At 72.2% G+C, this 15,849-nt stretch carries 11 protein-coding genes; 7 read left to right on the plus strand and 4 right to left on the minus strand.

Annotation, left to right across the window (positions count from 1 at the left end; translation table 11 throughout):
- Positions 1-4: 4 nt before the first annotated feature.
- Positions 5-2,821, minus strand: coding sequence for a SpoIIE family protein phosphatase (locus AB0G52_RS16200; RefSeq protein WP_361336951.1), 2,817 nt, complete (start codon positions 2,819-2,821; stop codon positions 5-7).
- 165 nt (positions 2,822-2,986) lie between these two features.
- Positions 2,987-3,772 carry a DUF1963 domain-containing protein gene (locus AB0G52_RS16205; RefSeq protein WP_361336953.1) on the minus strand — a complete coding sequence of 262 codons (786 nt, stop codon included), beginning with the start codon at positions 3,770-3,772 and terminating at the stop codon, positions 2,987-2,989.
- Positions 3,773-3,930: 158 nt separating this feature from the next.
- Here AB0G52_RS16205 and panD point away from each other — a divergent pair, with 158 nt between their 5' ends.
- Both panD and AB0G52_RS16215 read left to right on the plus strand, forming a co-directional pair.
- Positions 3,931-4,350, plus strand: coding sequence for an aspartate 1-decarboxylase (gene panD / locus AB0G52_RS16210; protein ID WP_132887961.1), 420 nt, complete (start codon positions 3,931-3,933; stop codon positions 4,348-4,350).
- A gap of 21 nt (positions 4,351-4,371) precedes the next feature.
- Positions 4,372-4,716 (plus strand): GNAT family N-acetyltransferase, encoded by a 345-nt coding sequence (locus tag AB0G52_RS16215; protein ID WP_132887962.1) that lies wholly within the window; start codon positions 4,372-4,374, stop codon positions 4,714-4,716.
- Positions 4,717-5,211: 495 nt separating this feature from the next.
- Here the strand turns inward: AB0G52_RS16215 and gndA are convergent, their stop codons facing one another.
- Positions 5,212-6,651 (minus strand): NADP-dependent phosphogluconate dehydrogenase, encoded by a 1,440-nt coding sequence (gene gndA / locus AB0G52_RS16220; RefSeq protein WP_132887963.1) that lies wholly within the window; start codon positions 6,649-6,651, stop codon positions 5,212-5,214.
- Positions 6,652-7,005: 354 nt separating this feature from the next.
- Here gndA and AB0G52_RS16225 point away from each other — a divergent pair, with 354 nt between their 5' ends.
- The gene (locus tag AB0G52_RS16225) at positions 7,006-8,232 is read left to right on the plus strand and encodes a transglycosylase family protein (protein ID WP_132887964.1); all 1,227 of its coding nucleotides are present in this window, start codon (positions 7,006-7,008) and stop codon (positions 8,230-8,232) included.
- Here AB0G52_RS16225 and AB0G52_RS16230 read toward each other — a convergent pair.
- Positions 8,222-9,703: a DMT family transporter gene (locus AB0G52_RS16230; protein WP_361336956.1), complete on the minus strand. Its 1,482-nt coding sequence runs from the start codon at positions 9,701-9,703 to the stop codon at positions 8,222-8,224. The two genes, AB0G52_RS16225 and AB0G52_RS16230, sit on opposite strands and share 11 nt — an antisense overlap.
- A gap of 228 nt (positions 9,704-9,931) precedes the next feature.
- On the opposite strand from AB0G52_RS16230, the gene AB0G52_RS16235 reads away from it, so the two are divergent.
- The 4 genes from AB0G52_RS16235 to AB0G52_RS16250 all read left to right on the plus strand — a co-directional run bounded on the left by AB0G52_RS16235 (position 9,932) and on the right by AB0G52_RS16250 (position 15,758).
- Positions 9,932-10,747: an IucA/IucC family C-terminal-domain containing protein gene (locus tag AB0G52_RS16235; RefSeq protein ID WP_361336957.1), complete on the plus strand. Its 816-nt coding sequence runs from the start codon at positions 9,932-9,934 to the stop codon at positions 10,745-10,747.
- Between the two features lie 38 nt (positions 10,748-10,785).
- Complete coding sequence (glgA, locus tag AB0G52_RS16240; protein WP_132888158.1) at positions 10,786-11,937, plus strand: glycogen synthase; 1,152 nt, start codon at positions 10,786-10,788, stop codon at positions 11,935-11,937.
- Positions 11,938-12,068: 131 nt separating this feature from the next.
- Entirely contained in the window at positions 12,069-13,289 is a 1,221-nt protein-coding gene (glgC, locus tag AB0G52_RS16245; RefSeq protein WP_132887966.1) for a glucose-1-phosphate adenylyltransferase, read from the plus strand.
- Between the two features lie 147 nt (positions 13,290-13,436).
- Positions 13,437-15,758 carry a GH92 family glycosyl hydrolase gene (locus AB0G52_RS16250; protein ID WP_361336959.1) on the plus strand — a complete coding sequence of 774 codons (2,322 nt, stop codon included), beginning with the start codon at positions 13,437-13,439 and terminating at the stop codon, positions 15,756-15,758.
- Positions 15,759-15,849: the final 91 nt, after the last annotated feature.

The raw sequence follows: 15,849 nt of genomic DNA on the forward strand, positions 1-15,849 counted from the left end.
AGGCTCACACACCGGGATCAGCGGACTGGTCGAGGTCGAACTGGTCGAGGAGGAAATCGACCGGTGCGACGCCCGAGGCGCCGGGTTCGCCGTCGTGAAGAAGCTGCTCCGTCCAGATGACCTTGCCGCGGGTCGTGTACCGCGTTCCCCATCGCTGCGCGAACTGCGCCACGAGAAAGAGCCCCCGCCCGCCTTCGTCCGTGGCCGCCGCCCGCCGCAGGCGCGGCGAGGTACCGCTGCCGTCCGAGACCTCGCAGATCAGGCAGCGTCCGTGCAACAGCCGCACGCCGATCGGCGGCGAGCCGTACCGGATCGCGTTCGTGACCAGCTCGCTGACGATCAGCTCCGTGGCGAATCCGGTCTCCTCCAGTCCCCACTCCAGCAACGTCTCCCTGCAGCGCGCCCGCACCGAGGGAACCAACGCCGGATCGGGCGACACGTCCCATTCGGCCATGCGCGAGCGCGGGAACATCCGGGTACGTGCCGCCAGCAGCGCGATGTCGTCGGAGGGGCGTGACGGCTTCAGCGCGTCGAACACCGCCTGGCACGTCTCCTCCGGAGTGCGTGTCCCGGACCCGCCCAGAGCGCGGCGCAGCCTCTCCATCCCGACGTCGACATCGTGGGCGCGGTTCTCCACCAGGCCGTCGGTGTACAGCACCAGCTGTGAACCCGCCGGCAGGGACACCTCGACGCTCTCGAAGGGGTAGCCGCCCAGACCCAGGGGCGCCGAGACCGGCACACCAAGGCAGGTGACCGTCCCGTCCGGGCGCACCAGCACCGGTTCCGGGTGTCCCGCACGGGCCGTCGTGCACGTCCCCGCCACCGGGTCGTACACCGCGTACAGACAGGTCGCTCCGGTCACTCCCTCCCCTTCCTGGCCGTCCACGGCATCACCCCTGTTCTTCTCGTTGTCCATGCGCACGACCAGGTCGTCCAGGTTCCCGAGCACCTCGTCCACGGGGAGGTCCAGGGTGGAGAAGTTGTGCACGGCGGTGCGCAGCCGACCCATCGTCGCCGCCGCGTGCAGCCCGTGACCGACGACGTCACCCATCACCAGGGCCACGCGCGCGCCCGGAAGCGGGATGACGTCGAACCAGTCCCCGCCCACCCCCGCCTCCGAGGGCAGATACCGCCAGGCCACCTCCAGCGCGTCCTGCTCCGGCTGTCCACGCGGCAGCAGACTGCGCTGCAGCGCCACCGCCATCGTGTGCTCCCGGGTGAACCGCCGGGCGTTGTCGATGGCCACCGCCGCCCGTACGGCCAGTTCCTCCGCGAAAGCGAGATCCTCCGGATCGAACGCAGGAGAATCCGCCATCCGGTAGAAGTTCGCCACGCCCAGCGGTACGTTCCGCGCCCGCAGCGGTACGGCCACCAGCGACCGCAGCCCGCCCTCCAGGGCCTTCCGGGCGCGCTCCGGGTCCTGTTCCCGCCAGCCGTCCGACCGGCGCAGGTCTGTCTCCAGCATCCCCCGCCCCTCCTGCAGCGTCCGCATCTGCGGGGTGCGGGGCGAGAACGCGATCACTTCGTCCAGCGGATACACCGGCGTCATCCGCTGTTCGCCGCCGATCGCCGCCCGGCGCAGATGCCGCCAGCCCTCCGCCGTCGGCTCCCACCCCCGCAGCACCGCGTCGAGCAGATCCACCGTCACGAGGTCGGCGAACTGCGGCGCCGCCACGTCGGTCAGTTCCTGGGCCGTACGCCTCACATCCAGCGTCGTCCCGATCCGCACCCCGGCCTCGTACAGCAGCTTCAGCCGCTCCCGCGAGACCTCGGCCCGACCCGAGATCTCCGCCAGCTCCGTGGTGTCCCGGAGGGTCACCACGCTGCCTCCCCGGCCGTCCTGCGGGTACGTCGGCCGCTTGTTCACCGCCAGCAGTCGGTCCCCCGCGCGAAGCACCTCGTCGGTGACCTCCTCCCGCGACGACAGCAGGCTCATGACCGGCTCCGACAGTCCCAGCTCCCGCACCGAGCGCCCCCGCACGTCAGCCGGCAGTCCGAGAAGCCGCGTCGCCTCGTCGTTCGCCAACAGCAGCCGTCCGTCGGCGCCGGTGATCAGCACCCCTTCCCGCACCGCGTGCAGGACCGCGTCATGGTGCTCGTACAGCTGGGCCAGCTCCAGCGGAGCCAGGCCAAAGGTCTGCCGCCGCAGCCGCCGGGACACCAGCGTCGTTCCCGTCATGGCCAGCGCCAGCGCGACCGCGCCGCTGGCCATGATGATCGGCAGCTGCGGCAGCCACAGCCCCATCACGTTCTTGACGGTGATTCCGGCGGAGACCAGGCCGACCACCTTGCCGCGCGCGTCGGTCACCGGGACCACCGCCTGCACGTCCGTCCCCCGGCCCGCGGGCAGAGGCGGCCCACCGGCCTGCTCGATGACGGTACGGCCCTGCAGTGCCGGTGCGATGACGCCGACGAACTTCTTCCCGATCTCCTGCGGATAGGGGTAGGTGTAACGAATCCCCTTCGTGTTCATGACGATGACGAAATCCATGCCGGTGCGCTTGCGCGCCGCCTCGGCTCGCGGCTGGAGCACCGCTGAGGGGTCCCGGCCCTGCAGTGCCGCGGCCACGCCAGGGGCACTCGCGAACGACTGGGCCGCGATGACCGACTCCCGTCGCCCTTGCTGCAGAGCGTCACTCGCCGCCTGGAGCACCATGCCCACCACCGCGGCCACCACCAGCAGGACCACGATGACGACCTGGAGGAGGAACACCTGGCCGGCCGCACTGCGCAGGTCGATCCGGGAAGCGCGACCTTTGCGCGAGCGGCCGACGGGCGGATGACCTTGGGGGCTCAGAGGGCGTTCGGAGAATGCCTCCATACACCCTTGATAACACCACCGTGGGCAAGCCGACGCCGATCGAATCCGACGCCCTCACCTGCCGCGACGCGCGGCAGGTGTGGGTGCGCTGCTGACCGCCCGCCGTGGAAAAGCCCGAAGGCTCCGCACACCTTTTCCTTTCCCCCGCCGGAAACCGGTGAGTGTTCAGACCTGCTGCTCGAACTCCAATGCCTCGTACCGGCGCCCTGCCATGTCCTCGCGGGTGCCGGTGATCAGGGTCTGCGTGTAGACGTCGAGGTCGATCGACTGCCCGTGTATCTGCGCCAGGAGGACGAGATCGCCCTCGTCCGGAGCCGACTGCCAGGGGCTGGAGAAACCGCCCAGCTGGACGGCGACTCCGTGTGAGGCGCCGTCTGCCGCCGCTCTCCGCACGGCGTCCTCGAAATCGTCCAGGACGTCGTCCCGGTCCGCGCCACCGTCCAGGAACGCGCTGGTCGCCGGGGCGTCGCGCCAATCGGGAGAGACGGTCAGTCCCGGCACCGGATACAGCACACCCGGCTGGTAGACCCTGACCTGCTCCGGCTCCCCGTCGAGCTCGTACGTCGCCGAGCGTTCCGTGGTCGGCACGCCGGCGGGAACGTGGAGCACCACCGACGACTCCGGCTCGTACTCGATCTCGGTGAAGAACAGCAGGCTCCCGTCGGACGGCAGCTCGATGTCCAGGGCTTCACCGGGGAGCGCCGCGCAATCGACGGTCAGCACCAGAGGCTTCCGCCCGGCGGGCCAGTCGACGCCGTCCGGCAGGGAGGGGAGGCCCCCCGTGCGCGCGGCAGGACGGGCCTCTTCCCGCTGAGCGGGCGTCAGGCCCTGGAACGGCACCAGATGGAGGCACGGTCGGGAGCCGGCGAGCAGCTCCTGTGCGACCGGCCCGGGAACGCCGTGCCTCGCGGCCGTCCGGAGAACGAGTTCTTCCACGATCGAAGGAGTCATGCCGCGATCATGCCGGGACCCACTGACACCGGCTGAACCGGTGGGCTCGGCCGGTTCCCCGGCTACGGCTGACCGCACATGCGAAACGTTGTAGCCTCCGACCATCGCCCTTGACCTGCAGAAGCAGGCAGGGAGCAGGACGAATCGGGAGTCTCCTCATGTTTCGCACCATGTTCAAGTCGAAGATCCACCGCGCCACCGTCACCCAGGCCGACCTGCACTACGTGGGATCGGTGACCATCGACGCCGACCTGCTCGACGCCGCCGACCTGCTTCCCGGTGAGCTGGTCCACATCGTCGACATCACCAACGGGGCCCGACTGGAGACCTACGTCATCGAGGGCGAGCGGGGCTCGGGGGTCGTCGGGATCAACGGTGCCGCCGCCCACCTCGTCCACCCCGGCGACCTGGTGATCATCATCAGCTACGCTCAGGTCACCGACGCCGAGGCGCGTACGTTTCGGCCGCGGGTCGTGCACGTCGACCGCGACAACCGGATCGTGGCGCTCGGTGCCGACCCGTCCGAGCCGGTACCGGGCTCGGACCAGGAGCGCAGCCCGCAGGCCGTATCGGTCTGACCGGCGGACCAGGAGGGCGACATGAGCGACATCGAGATCCGCGACGACCGGCAGGCCGGCCGTCTTGAGGCGGTCGCCGGCGGCGACGTCGTCGGCCGCATCGAGTACTTCGTGCTGGAGTCGCCCTCCCGGGCCCTCGTGCCCGTGCACACCATCGTGGAACCGGAACACGAGGGCAAGGGCATCGCGGGCTCGCTCGCCCGCGAGCTGTACGCGATCTCCGAGCGCGAGGACACCCCGGTGGCCCCGCTCTGCCCGTACGTCGTCAGGTGGGCCGAACGCCACCCGGAGGTCGCCCCCACGCCCGACCCCGAGCTGCTGCGCGCGGCCAAGGAGTGGCTGGTGGCCCACCCCGGCCGCTTCTGAACCTCCCCGAGGCGGCGGCGCGGGCGGTGTGTGCCGCGAGGGTGACCGCCACCGGGGTGAGTGCGCGAGGCCGGGCCGGGTACGCGTGGGCAGTACACCAGAGGTGACATCGAGCCACTGGCGGAGGACACCATGACGAACCCGCAGCCCGACCCCGTACCACCGGGCCCCCCGCCCGGGCCGGGCCCCCAGCCTCCGGACCCGTATCCCAGTCCGGTCCCCGACCCGCAACCGCCGCCGGGCCCGGAACCGGCGCCCACGCCGTCGCCGCCGGGCCCCGGCCCCACCCCGCCGTCCCCGGGTCCTGACCCGGCCCCGGCACCGCCGCCGCCCGGTCCCGCCCCGTCCCCGGTGCCACCCGGCCCGGAGCCGACGCCCAGCCCGGAACCAGGGCCGCCCCTCACCTGACGCGCCTCGGACCACGCGGGCCCCGGACAACGCGAAGGGCGCGGGTGAGCCGCGAAACCGCTGCTCACCCGCGCCCCGACATCGGTCCTACGCGCCGACCTCGCTGCGGTCCCCGCCCCACAGCGTGTGGAACGACCCCTCCCGGTCCACCCTGCGGTACGTGTGCGCCCCGAAGAAGTCCCGCTGGCCCTGGGTGAGAGCCGCGGGCAGCCGCTCCGCCCGCAGCGCGTCGTAGTACGCCAGCGCCGCCGAGAAGCCGGGCACCGCCACCCCCTGCCGGGTCGCCGCGATGATCACCTCACGCCAGTCGTCCTGGGCGTCGGCGATCTCCCGGGCGAACGTCTCGTCGGACAGCAGGCTGGGCAGGTCGGCGCGGGCGTCGTAGGCCGCGCGGATCCGGTCGAGGAACGCCGCCCGGATGATGCAGCCGCCCCGCCAGATCGCGGAGACCGCACCGAGGTCGATGTTCCAGTCGTACTCGTCGCTGCCCGCCTGGATCTCGTGGAAGCCCTGCGTGTACGACACGATCTTCGACGCGTACAGCGCCTGCTCCACCCGGTCGGCGAACGCCGCCGCCTCGGCCTCGGACAGCGGCGTCGGCTTCGGGCCGGCCAGCTCGCGGGAGGCGGCGCGCAGGTCGGCATGGCCGGACAGGGAACGCGCGAACACCGCCTCGGCGATGCCCGACACCGGCACGCCCAGGTCGAGGGCGATCTGGACGGTCCAGCGGCCGGTGCCCTTCTGCTCGGCCTGGTCCACCACCACGTCCACGAACGGCTTCCCGGTCGCCGCGTCCACGTGGGCCAGCACCTCGGCCGTGATCTCGATCAGGTACGAGTCGAGCCGGCCGGTGTTCCAGGTGCGGAAGATCTCCGCGATCTGCCGGGGGGAGTACCCGGCGACGTCGCGCAGCAGCTGGTACGCCTCGCCGATCAGCTGCATGTCGGCGTACTCGATGCCGTTGTGCACCATCTTCACGAAGTGCCCGGCGCCGTCGGGGCCGCAGTGCGTGACGCAGGGCGCGCCGTCCGCCGCCTTCGCCGAGATCTTCTCCAGCATCGGGCCCAGCGAGTCGTACGACTCCTTCGGGCCGCCCGGCATGATGCTCGGTCCGTGCAGCGCGCCCTCCTCGCCGCCGGAGACGCCCATGCCGACGAAGTGGATGCCCTGCTCCCGCAGCGCCTTCTCGCGTCGCCGCGTGTCGGCGAAGTGCGCGTTGCCACCGTCGATGATCATGTCGCCGGGCTCCAGGAGCGGGGCGAACTCCTCGATCACCGCGTCCGTGGGGCCGCCCGCCTTGACCATGATGACCAGTCGGCGCGGGCGTTCCAGCGCCTGGACGAACTCCTTCGCCGTCTCGGCCGCGATGAAGTCGCCCTCGTCCCCGAAGTTCTCCACCAGCTCGCGTGTCTTCGACACCGTGCGGTTGTGCAACGCCACCGTGTAGCCGTTGCGCGCGAAGTTCCGGGCGAGGTTGCGGCCCATGACCGCGAGACCCGTGACGCCGATCTGCGCCGAAGTGCTCATACCGCCTGCTCCTCAAAGATCGAGTCGATCTTGTAGAACGTGCAAAAGGTGCTGCCGCCCCCGTGCCGCCAGTATTGCCCAAAGGCCATCCTGACTCGCCGTCCGACCGGCCGCACACGCAGATACGGACGGCACGGGGCCGACGCCTCAGTAACCACGTGAAACGCCGTACCGGGGCCGTCGCGGGGAACCGTGCGGCCGACGGCGCGTCAAGTCGGTCTGTCCGTCGGCCGCTTCGCGAAGGGGCGGCCGTGTCCTGCGGGACGGGAGGCGGCTGATTGCAGCCTTGTCATGGCCTGTTCGGGGCGCTTACTTTTGGCCCTTCCTGATGCGCGTGGCGAGGGGGCTCCAGACATGGCCGAACGCGGCCGGCACCGCCGGTACCAGCCGAACAGGATCAACCGGGCCTCGCTCACCGTCACGGCGGGCGGCGCCGGACTCGCGATCCCGCTCGCCGCCGCCGGGACCGCCACGGCGGCCTCGGTGACCACCTGGGAGAAGGTCGCCGCCTGCGAGTCCAGCGGCGACTGGCACATCAACACCGGCAACGGCTATTACGGCGGGCTCCAGTTCACCCAGTCCACCTGGGAGGCGTACGGGGGCACCCGGTACGCGCCGCGGGCCGACCTCGCGACCAGGGACCAGCAGATCGCCGTCGCGGAGAAGGTGCTCGACGGGCAGGGGCCGGGCGCCTGGCCGGTCTGCTCGGTACGGGGCGGTCTCACCCGCGACGGCGGCGCACCCGACGTGCACACCGGGAGCACGCACGCCGGGGGTACGCACGCCGGGACCGGGAACGCCGGGGGCACGCACACCGACAGTGCCCGCACCCGACCCGTCAAGAGCTCGGTGCGGGACGTGCACCCGGGGACCACGCCGCAATCCCGGGCGGGCAAGGCCGAGATGTACACCGTGGTGCGCGGCGACACGCTCTCCGGGATCGCCGACGAACACGACGTGGCCGGCGGCTGGCACCGGCTGTACGCCGCCAACCGCGCGACGGTCGGCGCGGACCCCGACCTGATCCTGCCGGGGCAGCGGCTGAGCCTGACCGGCCGGGCCGCCAGGGCGGAGCAGCCGGTCGGCGGGGCCGAGGCGAAGCGGAAGGCCAAGGCGAAGCCGGCGGCGAAGAGCCGGACGAAAACCGAGGCGAGGAAGACCCCCACGCACACCGGGCACTCCCTCGTCGCCCCGGTCGACGCCCCGATCGGCACGCCGTACCACGCGCTCGGCTCGCACTGGTCGAAGGGCTACCACACCGGCGTCGACTTCCTCGCCCCCACCGGCACCTCGGTCAGGGCGGTCGAGGCCGGGGAGGTCGTCACGGCGGGCTGGGGCGGCTCGTACGGCTACCAGGTGGTGATCCGGCACGCCGACGGCCGCTACTCCCAGTACGGCCATCTCTCGGCCATCTCCGTGCGGGCCGGGCAGAGTGTCGCCACGGGCCAGCGGATAGGGCGCTCGGGCTCCACCGGGAACACCACGGGCCCGCATCTGCACTTCGAGGTGCGGACGGGGCCCGGCTTCGGCTCGGACATCGACCCGGTCGCCTATCTCCGGGCCGGTGGCGTCAGGATTTGACGGATGGGACGCGCGTACGGCGCCGGTCCAGCAGGGCGCCGTGCACGTAGTCGGCGGCGGGCAGCAGGACGTCGGCCACGTCCGCCGCGGACGCCGTGCGCTGCTGCGGCATCGTGACCGCGGGTGAACCCGCCTCGCCGCCGACGAGCCCGCCGGACACCGGCCGCCCCGCGCCCGCACCGCCCTCCTCCGGCACGAGACCGGCGTCCACGGTCCGCGCTCCCGCCGCACCGCCCTCGGCCGGCCCGGTCCCGCTCAGACCGGCCTCCACCGGCCCGGTCCCCTCCGGGACGACGACCACCAGGCCTGCCTCCGCCCCCACGCCGTCGGCCGACCCCGTCTCCGTCCGCCCTGCCACCGCCAGGCACGCTCCCGTCAAGCCATCGTCCGCCTGGCCCGTCGCGGCCCCGTCGACCACGGCAAGTCCCGTCCCGGCGGGCCCGACCACCGCCGGTCCCGCTTCCGCCTCCACGCCGTCGGCCGACCCCGTCTCCGTCCGGCCGGCCACCGCCAGGCCCGCTCCGGCCGGGCCGACGTCCGCCAGACCCTTTTCCGCCAGTTCCGTCAGTGCCTCGACCAGGGGCTCGGGGGGCGTCGTGGGGGCGGAGGCGGGCAGCGGGGGCGTGGGGGCCGGGTGCGGGGTGCTCTCGATGCGTTCGGTCGTCAGCAGGATCAGGCCACCCGCGGCGAGCACACCGCAGCCCAGTGCCAGCAGCGTGCCGGTCGCGCCGTAGCGGAACGCCTCACCGAACATGCTGATGCCGACCGCCGCCGCCAGCACGGGGTTGACCACGGTCAGCGTGGCCAGCGGCGCGGCGAGGCCACCACCCCGGTAGGAGGCCTGGGAGATCATCACGCCCGCCACGGCGTAGGCGCCGATCACCGCCAGCCAGACCGCGTCGGCCGGGGCGATCCCGCCGTCCCAGTCGATCGCCACCACCTTGGTGAACACCGAGGACATGCCGAAGGCGATGCCGGACGCCGTGGCCAGCAGCACACTGCGCACCGCCGGATGACGGTGCGCGGCCCGCCCCGCGATCATCAGCGCGACCACCGCCCCGCCGGTGACCAGCGCGACCCCGATCCGCCCCGCGGAGTCGAGGGCGTGCGAGTCGGAGGAACCGACCAGGGAGAGCAGACCGGCGAGGCCCACGGTGGCCATGATCGCCCCGCGCCAGGCGGTCGCCCCGGCCTCCCGGCCCACGAACAGCGCCGCCATGGGCAGCGCGAACACGATGGTGAGCGCGCCCAGCGGCTGGACCAGGCTCAGCGGGCCGTAGGCCAGAGCCACGACGTGCAGCAGACCGCCGAGGCCGTTGAGCGCCATCGCGCCCCACCAGCTCGGGCGGCGCAGCGGCGCGTACTGCTCGTCGGGGGAGGAGACCGCGACCTGCTCCTGCACGATCGCTCCGCCCGCGTAGGCGACGGCGGAGACGAAGGAGAGCAACACGGACAACGCGAGGGCGCTCATGCCCGGCTCCTCTGCGTCATGCGCGGCCGGTCGGCCCCACGCGGTGATCGGTCTGCTTCCATGAACAACACTCTGCCCGCCCGGCTGCTTCCCGTCGTCGTACCTGAGCACCGAATGCGTCGTACTGCCGATGGAGTAGGAAAGGACCCCGACCATCCCCAGGGTGGGTGACGCCGGGTGGAGGGCCGGACGGCCGGTGGCCCAACACTCCTGGTACTACTGCTGTCCGTGGACCTGGACCCCGATCTCGCCGCGCTCCGTCCGCTCGGCGGCTTCTTCGTCCTGCGGACGGTGCCCGCAGTGCCCGCGGACACCGCGGCGGCACGGCCCGACGCGCTGCCGACCCTCGCGAGCGCCTACAACGGGGCCTGCAACGGGGCCTGCGACGCGCCCTGCGAGCGGCCCGGCGCGGGAACCGGACCGGACGGCAGCCACGATTCCCTCACCCACCGCGTCGGCACGGTCGGGGAGCGGCTGCGGGCCCCCGAGCCCAGGGTCGCCGCCTCCATCGCCCACCAGGCGCTGGCCGCCCGGCTCTGGTCCGTGGCCCTCGGCTGCGCCGCCCGGTACGGCCGCCTGCCCGACCTGCACCCCCGCCTGCTCCGCTGGGACACCGGCGCCACCGCCCCGGACGACCTCTGGCTCACCGAAGTACGCGCGCTGCCCGGCGGCGCCGAACCGGCCACCCTGGTGGACGCCGTCGTGCACGGCCACCTCGAACCCCTGGCCGCGGCCCTGCGCGCCCGCTACGGCGTCGCCGCCGGCCTGTTGTGGGGCAACGCGGGCTCGGCGCTGGCCGGCGCCGCCCGCGAACTGGACCGCCGGGCGCGCGCCGACGGGGACGCGGACCTCGCGCACCGCGCCCGCGCCCTCGCCGCGGCCCTGTTCGCGCACCCCCGGCTGCGCCTCACCGGCACCCGCTCCGGACTGTCCTTCCGCCGCCGCAGCTGCTGCCTCTACTACCGGGTACCGGGCGGCGGGATCTGCGGTGACTGTTGTTTCACACAACCGCCGCGCCCTTCCCCGCGCGCCGCTTCTGGGTGACCATGGACCAACCGGGCGTCAAGAGCGAGGGGTTGCGGGTGCGAGTCGGACTGCTGACCCGGGAGTACCCCCCGGACGTGTACGGCGGTGCTGGTGTTCACGTGGAGTTCCTCGCCCGGGAGTTGCGGCCCCTGGTCGACCTGGAGGTGCACTGCTGGGGCGAGGGCCGCGGCGACGGCGTGGTCCGGCACCGGCCCTGGTCCGCCCTGGACACCGCCAACGACGCGCTGCGCACCTTCTCCGTGGACCTCGCCATGGCCGCGGGACTCGAAGGCCGCGAACTCGTCCACTCCCACACCTGGTACGCCAACCTCGCCGGTCACGTGGCCAAGATGCTGTACGGCGTCCCGCACGTGGTGACCGCGCACTCCCTGGAGCCGCTGCGGCCCTGGAAGGCCGAGCAACTCGGCGGCGGGTACGCGCTGTCCAGCTGGGCGGAGCGCAGCGCGATCGAGGCCGCCGACGCCGTGATCGCCGTCTCCGGGGCCATGCGTGAGGACATCCTCGGCTGCTACCCGGCCCTCGACCCGGCGAGGGTCCACGTCGTGCACAACGGCATCGACACCGCCCTGTACCGGCCGGACCACGGCACCGACGTGCTCACCCGCAACGGCATCGACCCGAGCCGTCCCTACGTGCTCTTCGTCGGCCGGATCACCCGCCAGAAGGGCGTGCCGCACCTGCTGCGCGCCGTACGGGACATCGACCCCGCGGCGCAGGTCGTGCTGTGCGCCGGGGCGCCCGACACGCCGGAGATCGACCGGGAGTTCCGCGAGCTCTTCGAGGAGCTCGGCCGGGTCCGCGAGGGCGTGCACTGGATCCCCCAGATGCTGCCGCGCGCGGACGTCATCCAACTGCTCACCCATGCCGCCGTGTTCGCCTGTCCCTCGGTGTACGAGCCGCTCGGCATCGTCAACCTGGAGGCGATGGCCTGCGGCACACCCGTGGTGGCGTCCCGGGTCGGCGGCATCCCCGAGGTCGTCGAGGACGGCGAGACCGGCCTGCTGGTCGATCTCGACGACGACTTCGAGGCGCATCTCGCGCGGGCGCTGGACACGGTGGTGGGCGACCGGGAGACCGCCCGGCGGATGGGTGCGGCCGGACGGCGGCGGGCGGTGGGCGAGTTCGGCTGGGACGCGGTGGCCAGACGCACGGTCCTGCTGTACGAGGAGGTCCTGAAGCAGGTGTGATCGGCGCGGGCGTGAGCAGAGATCCTCGAACAGCCGTAACGAACAAGCCGCCTGTTCGACGTGATCACGGTGCAGGCTTAGCGGATGTGCTCCCAGGGCAGGCATGGAGCACCAGGGTGAGGGGAGCGGCCATGCGTCGTGGTGGACCTTCGGTACTCGGGATCGTACTGGCCGGCGGAGAGGGCAAACGCCTGATGCCGCTGACCGCGGACCGGGCCAAACCAGCTGTCACCTTCGGCGGGACCTACCGCCTGGTCGACTTCGTCCTGTCCAACCTGGTCAACGCGGACGTGCTGCGCATCTGCGTGCTGACCCAGTACAAGTCGCACTCGCTGGACCGGCACATCACCACCACCTGGCGGATGTCCAGCCTGCTCGGCAACTACGTCACCCCGGTCCCGGCCCAGCAGCGGCTCGGCCCGCGCTGGTACCTGGGCAGCGCCGACGCCCTCCTGCAGTCCCTCAACCTCGTCAACGACGAACAGCCGGAGTACGTGGCGGTGTTCGGCGCGGACCACGTCTACCGGATGGACCCCCGGCAGATGCTCCAGCAGCACATCGACGGCGGTGCCGGGGTCACGGTGGCGGGCATCCGGGTCCCGCGCGGCGAGTCCTCGGCGTTCGGGGTGATCACGCCCGGCTCGGACGGCCGGACGATAGAGACCTTCCTGGAGAAGCCGGCCGACCCGCCCGGCCTGCCGGACGCCCCCGACACCGTGTTCGCCTCCATGGGCAACTACATCTTCACCACCAAGGCCCTGATCGAGTCGCTGCACCGGGACGCCGAGGACGACGACTCGGTGCACGACATGGGCGGTTCGATCCTGCCCCAGCTCACCGCCCGCGGCGAGGCCCAGCTCTACGACTTCGGCACCAACCACATCCCCGGCGAGACCAGTCGGGACCGCGGCTACTGGCGCGACGTCGGCACCCTCGACGCGTACTACGACGCGCACATGGACCTGATCGCGGAGCGCCCGGCCTTCAACCTCTTCAACCGCAACTGGCCCATCTACACCCACTCCAACCAGCTCTCGCCGGCCCGTTTCAACGCCGGCGGGATGGCCAGCGAGTCGATCATCAGCGCGGGCTGCCTGATCCGCGGCCAGGTCACCCGGTCCGTGCTGTCACCGGGCGTGCGCGTCGATCCGGGTGCAGTGGTCCAGGGGTCGATACTGCACGACAACGTGGTCGTGGGCCGGGGCGCGGTGGTGCGCGGCGCGGTCCTCGACAAGAACGTGGAGGTACCGCCCGGCGCCACGATAGGCGTCAACCCGGAGCGGGACGCCGAGCTGTACACCGTCTCCAAGGGCGGGGTCATCGCCCTCGGGAAGGGGCAGCTGGTCTCGTAGTCACGGATCCGCAGCGGGCCCGGCGCCGTGCGCGCCGGGCCCAACTCGTATGCGACGCGCCGGACGTGAAAACCCCTATTTGCCGGGCTTTGCGGTCTTTCCCCCTCACGATGCAGACAGCGATGTCGAACTTCGGAGGTCATCGACATGAGAGGGACCCGGCGCACACGGCTGTGCGTCGCCGGGGTGCTGACAGCGTCCGCGCTGTTCACCGCCCCCGCCGCGGGAGCCGCCGACCCGGCCGACGGCCACCTCGCCGACCTGGTGAACCCCTTCATCGGCAGCCAGGACGAGGGCAACACCTTCCCCGGCGCGGCCGTGCCCTTCGGCATGGTGCAGCTCTCCCCGGACACCGGGCACAGCACCGGCTACGACTACTCCCAGCATCGGATCCGCGGCTTCTCCCTGGTCCACCTCTCGGGCGTGGGCTGTGCCATCGGCGGCGACCTGCCCGTGCTGCCGACCACCGGGGACGTCACCCAGACGGACTACGCCCGGTACGCCGCCGGGTTCAGCCACGCCGACGAGCAGGCGAGCCCCGGCTACTACCGCGTCGGTCTCGACTCCGGTGTCCGGGCCGAGCTGACGGCCACCGCCCGCACCGGCGTCCAGCGTTACACCTTCCCGGCCACCGGCAGGGCGAACGTCCTGCTCAACGCGGCCCAGGCGCTGCACAGGCCGGTGAGCAGCGAGGTCGAGATCCTCGACGACCACACCGTCCGCACCAGGATCACCGGGCACGGCTTCTGCCGGGACACCGCCCCCTACACCGTCTACACGGTCACCCGCTTCAGCCGCCCCTTCACCGCCTACGGCACCTGGCACGGCACGGCGGTCACCCCCGGCTCCCGGACCGGCACCGACGGGGCCTACGTCCGCTTCGACACCACCGGGGACCGTACCGTCGAGGCGACCACCGCCCTGTCGTACGTCGACGCGCGTGGTGCCGAGGCCAACCTCCGCGCGGAAGGCGGCCGTTCGTTCGACACGGTGCGACGGCAGGCCCGCGACGCCTGGGAGCGGCGGCTCGCCGGCGTCCGCGTCGGCGGCGGCGGTCCCACCCTCCGCCGCACCTTCTACTCGTCCCTGTACCGCAGCTTCCTCGCGCCGAACGTCGGCGAGGACGCCGACGGCCGCTACACCGGCTGGGACCGCCGTATCCACCGGGCCAGGGGCTTCACCTACTACCAGAACTGGTCGCTCTGGGACACCTACCGCACCCAGGCCCAACTGCTCGCCCTGCTCGCGCCGCGTGAGGCCCGCGACATGGCCCTGTCGGTGCTGAAGATCGACGAGGAGGGCGGCTGGCTGCCCCGCTGGGGCTACGGCACGGTCGAGACGAACATCATGACCGGCGACCCGGTCACCCCCTTCCTGACCACGGCCTACCAGGCGGGCCTGCTCAAGGGGTACGAGGAGCGGGCCTACCGGGCGCTGAAGAAGAACGCCGACGGCGTGCCGCCCGCCGCCAACCCCGGCATCGGCCGCGAGGCCAACGCCGAGTACCTGGCGAACGGCTTCGCCCCCTACCTCAAGGGCCGCCCGCACGCCAAGGCCGGCGACTCCGACTACGACCACGGTGCCTCCGTCACCCTGGAGTACGCCCTCTCCGACGCGATGCTCGGCCAGATGGCCCGGGACCTCGGCCACACCGCGGACGCGGCCCGCTACGCCACCCGGGCGCAGAACTACCGCAACGTCTTCGACCCCTCCACCGGCTTCTTCCGCGCCCGCGACGGCCAGGGCCTCTTCACCGGCGACCCCGACCCGGCGCGCGGCATCGGCTTCCACGAGGGCACCGCCTGGCAGTACCAGTGGCTCGTCCCGCAGGACCTGCCCGGCGTGATCTCCCTGATCGGCGGCGCGGACGCCACCAACCGGCGGCTCGACTCCTTCTTCGCCTACGACAAGCTGCTCGCCGATCCCGTCAGGACCGCCCGCGAGGTCTGGGTGCACGGCGACGCGTACACCTACTACAACGCGGCCGTCTACAACCCGATGAACGAGCCCGACCTCATCGCCCCCTACACCTACCTCTCCACCGGCCGGCCCTGGCAGACCACCGACGTGGTGCACGCGGCCCTGACCCTGTTCACGGACGGGCCGACCGGGATGACCGGCAACGACGACCTGGGCACCATGTCCGCTTGGAACGTGCTGTCCTCCATCGGGCTCTTCCCGGTCCAGCCGGGGTACGGCACCTGGGGCCTGTCCACGCCCGTCTTCGACCGCGTCGACGTCCACCTCGACCGCCGCTGGTGGCCGAGCGGCGGCTTCACGGTGACCGCGCCCGGCACCTCCGCCACGGACCGCTACATCCAGCGGGCCCGCCGGGACGGATCCGACTACGGCCGCACCTACCTGACGAACGGTTCGCTGCGCTCCCTGCGGTCGCTGGCGTTCACGGTCGGCCCGCGCCCGTCGGAGTGGGGTACGTCACCCGAGGCGGCGCCACCGGCGCTGAGGTGACCTCAGCCGTCCCTTGACTCCCGCCTCTTTCGGTGGAGGCGGGACTTAATCTGCTGTTAACTGAGCGTAGCGTGATCGTACTTGACCGTAA

It is taken from the genome of Streptomyces sp. NPDC021562 (genome assembly GCF_040640875.1).
Lineage (GTDB): Bacteria > Actinomycetota > Actinomycetes > Streptomycetales > Streptomycetaceae > Streptomyces.

Bases quoted from the DNA above. Each gene is read 5' to 3' on its own strand.
- AB0G52_RS16200 (WP_361336951.1), bottom strand. From the start codon at position 2,821: ATGGAGGCATTCTCCGAACGCCCTCTGAGCCCCCAAGGTCATCCGCCC.
- AB0G52_RS16205 (WP_361336953.1), bottom strand. From the start codon at position 3,772: ATGACTCCTTCGATCGTGGAAGAACTCGTTCTCCGGACGGCCGCGAGG.
- panD (WP_132887961.1), top strand. From the start codon at position 3,931: ATGTTTCGCACCATGTTCAAGTCGAAGATCCACCGCGCCACCGTCACC.
- AB0G52_RS16215 (WP_132887962.1), top strand. From the start codon at position 4,372: ATGAGCGACATCGAGATCCGCGACGACCGGCAGGCCGGCCGTCTTGAG.
- gndA (WP_132887963.1), bottom strand. From the start codon at position 6,651: ATGAGCACTTCGGCGCAGATCGGCGTCACGGGTCTCGCGGTCATGGGC.
- AB0G52_RS16225 (WP_132887964.1), top strand. From the start codon at position 7,006: ATGGCCGAACGCGGCCGGCACCGCCGGTACCAGCCGAACAGGATCAAC.
- AB0G52_RS16230 (WP_361336956.1), bottom strand. From the start codon at position 9,703: ATGAGCGCCCTCGCGTTGTCCGTGTTGCTCTCCTTCGTCTCCGCCGTC.
- glgC (WP_132887966.1), top strand. From the start codon at position 12,069: ATGCGTCGTGGTGGACCTTCGGTACTCGGGATCGTACTGGCCGGCGGA.
- AB0G52_RS16250 (WP_361336959.1), top strand. From the start codon at position 13,437: ATGAGAGGGACCCGGCGCACACGGCTGTGCGTCGCCGGGGTGCTGACA.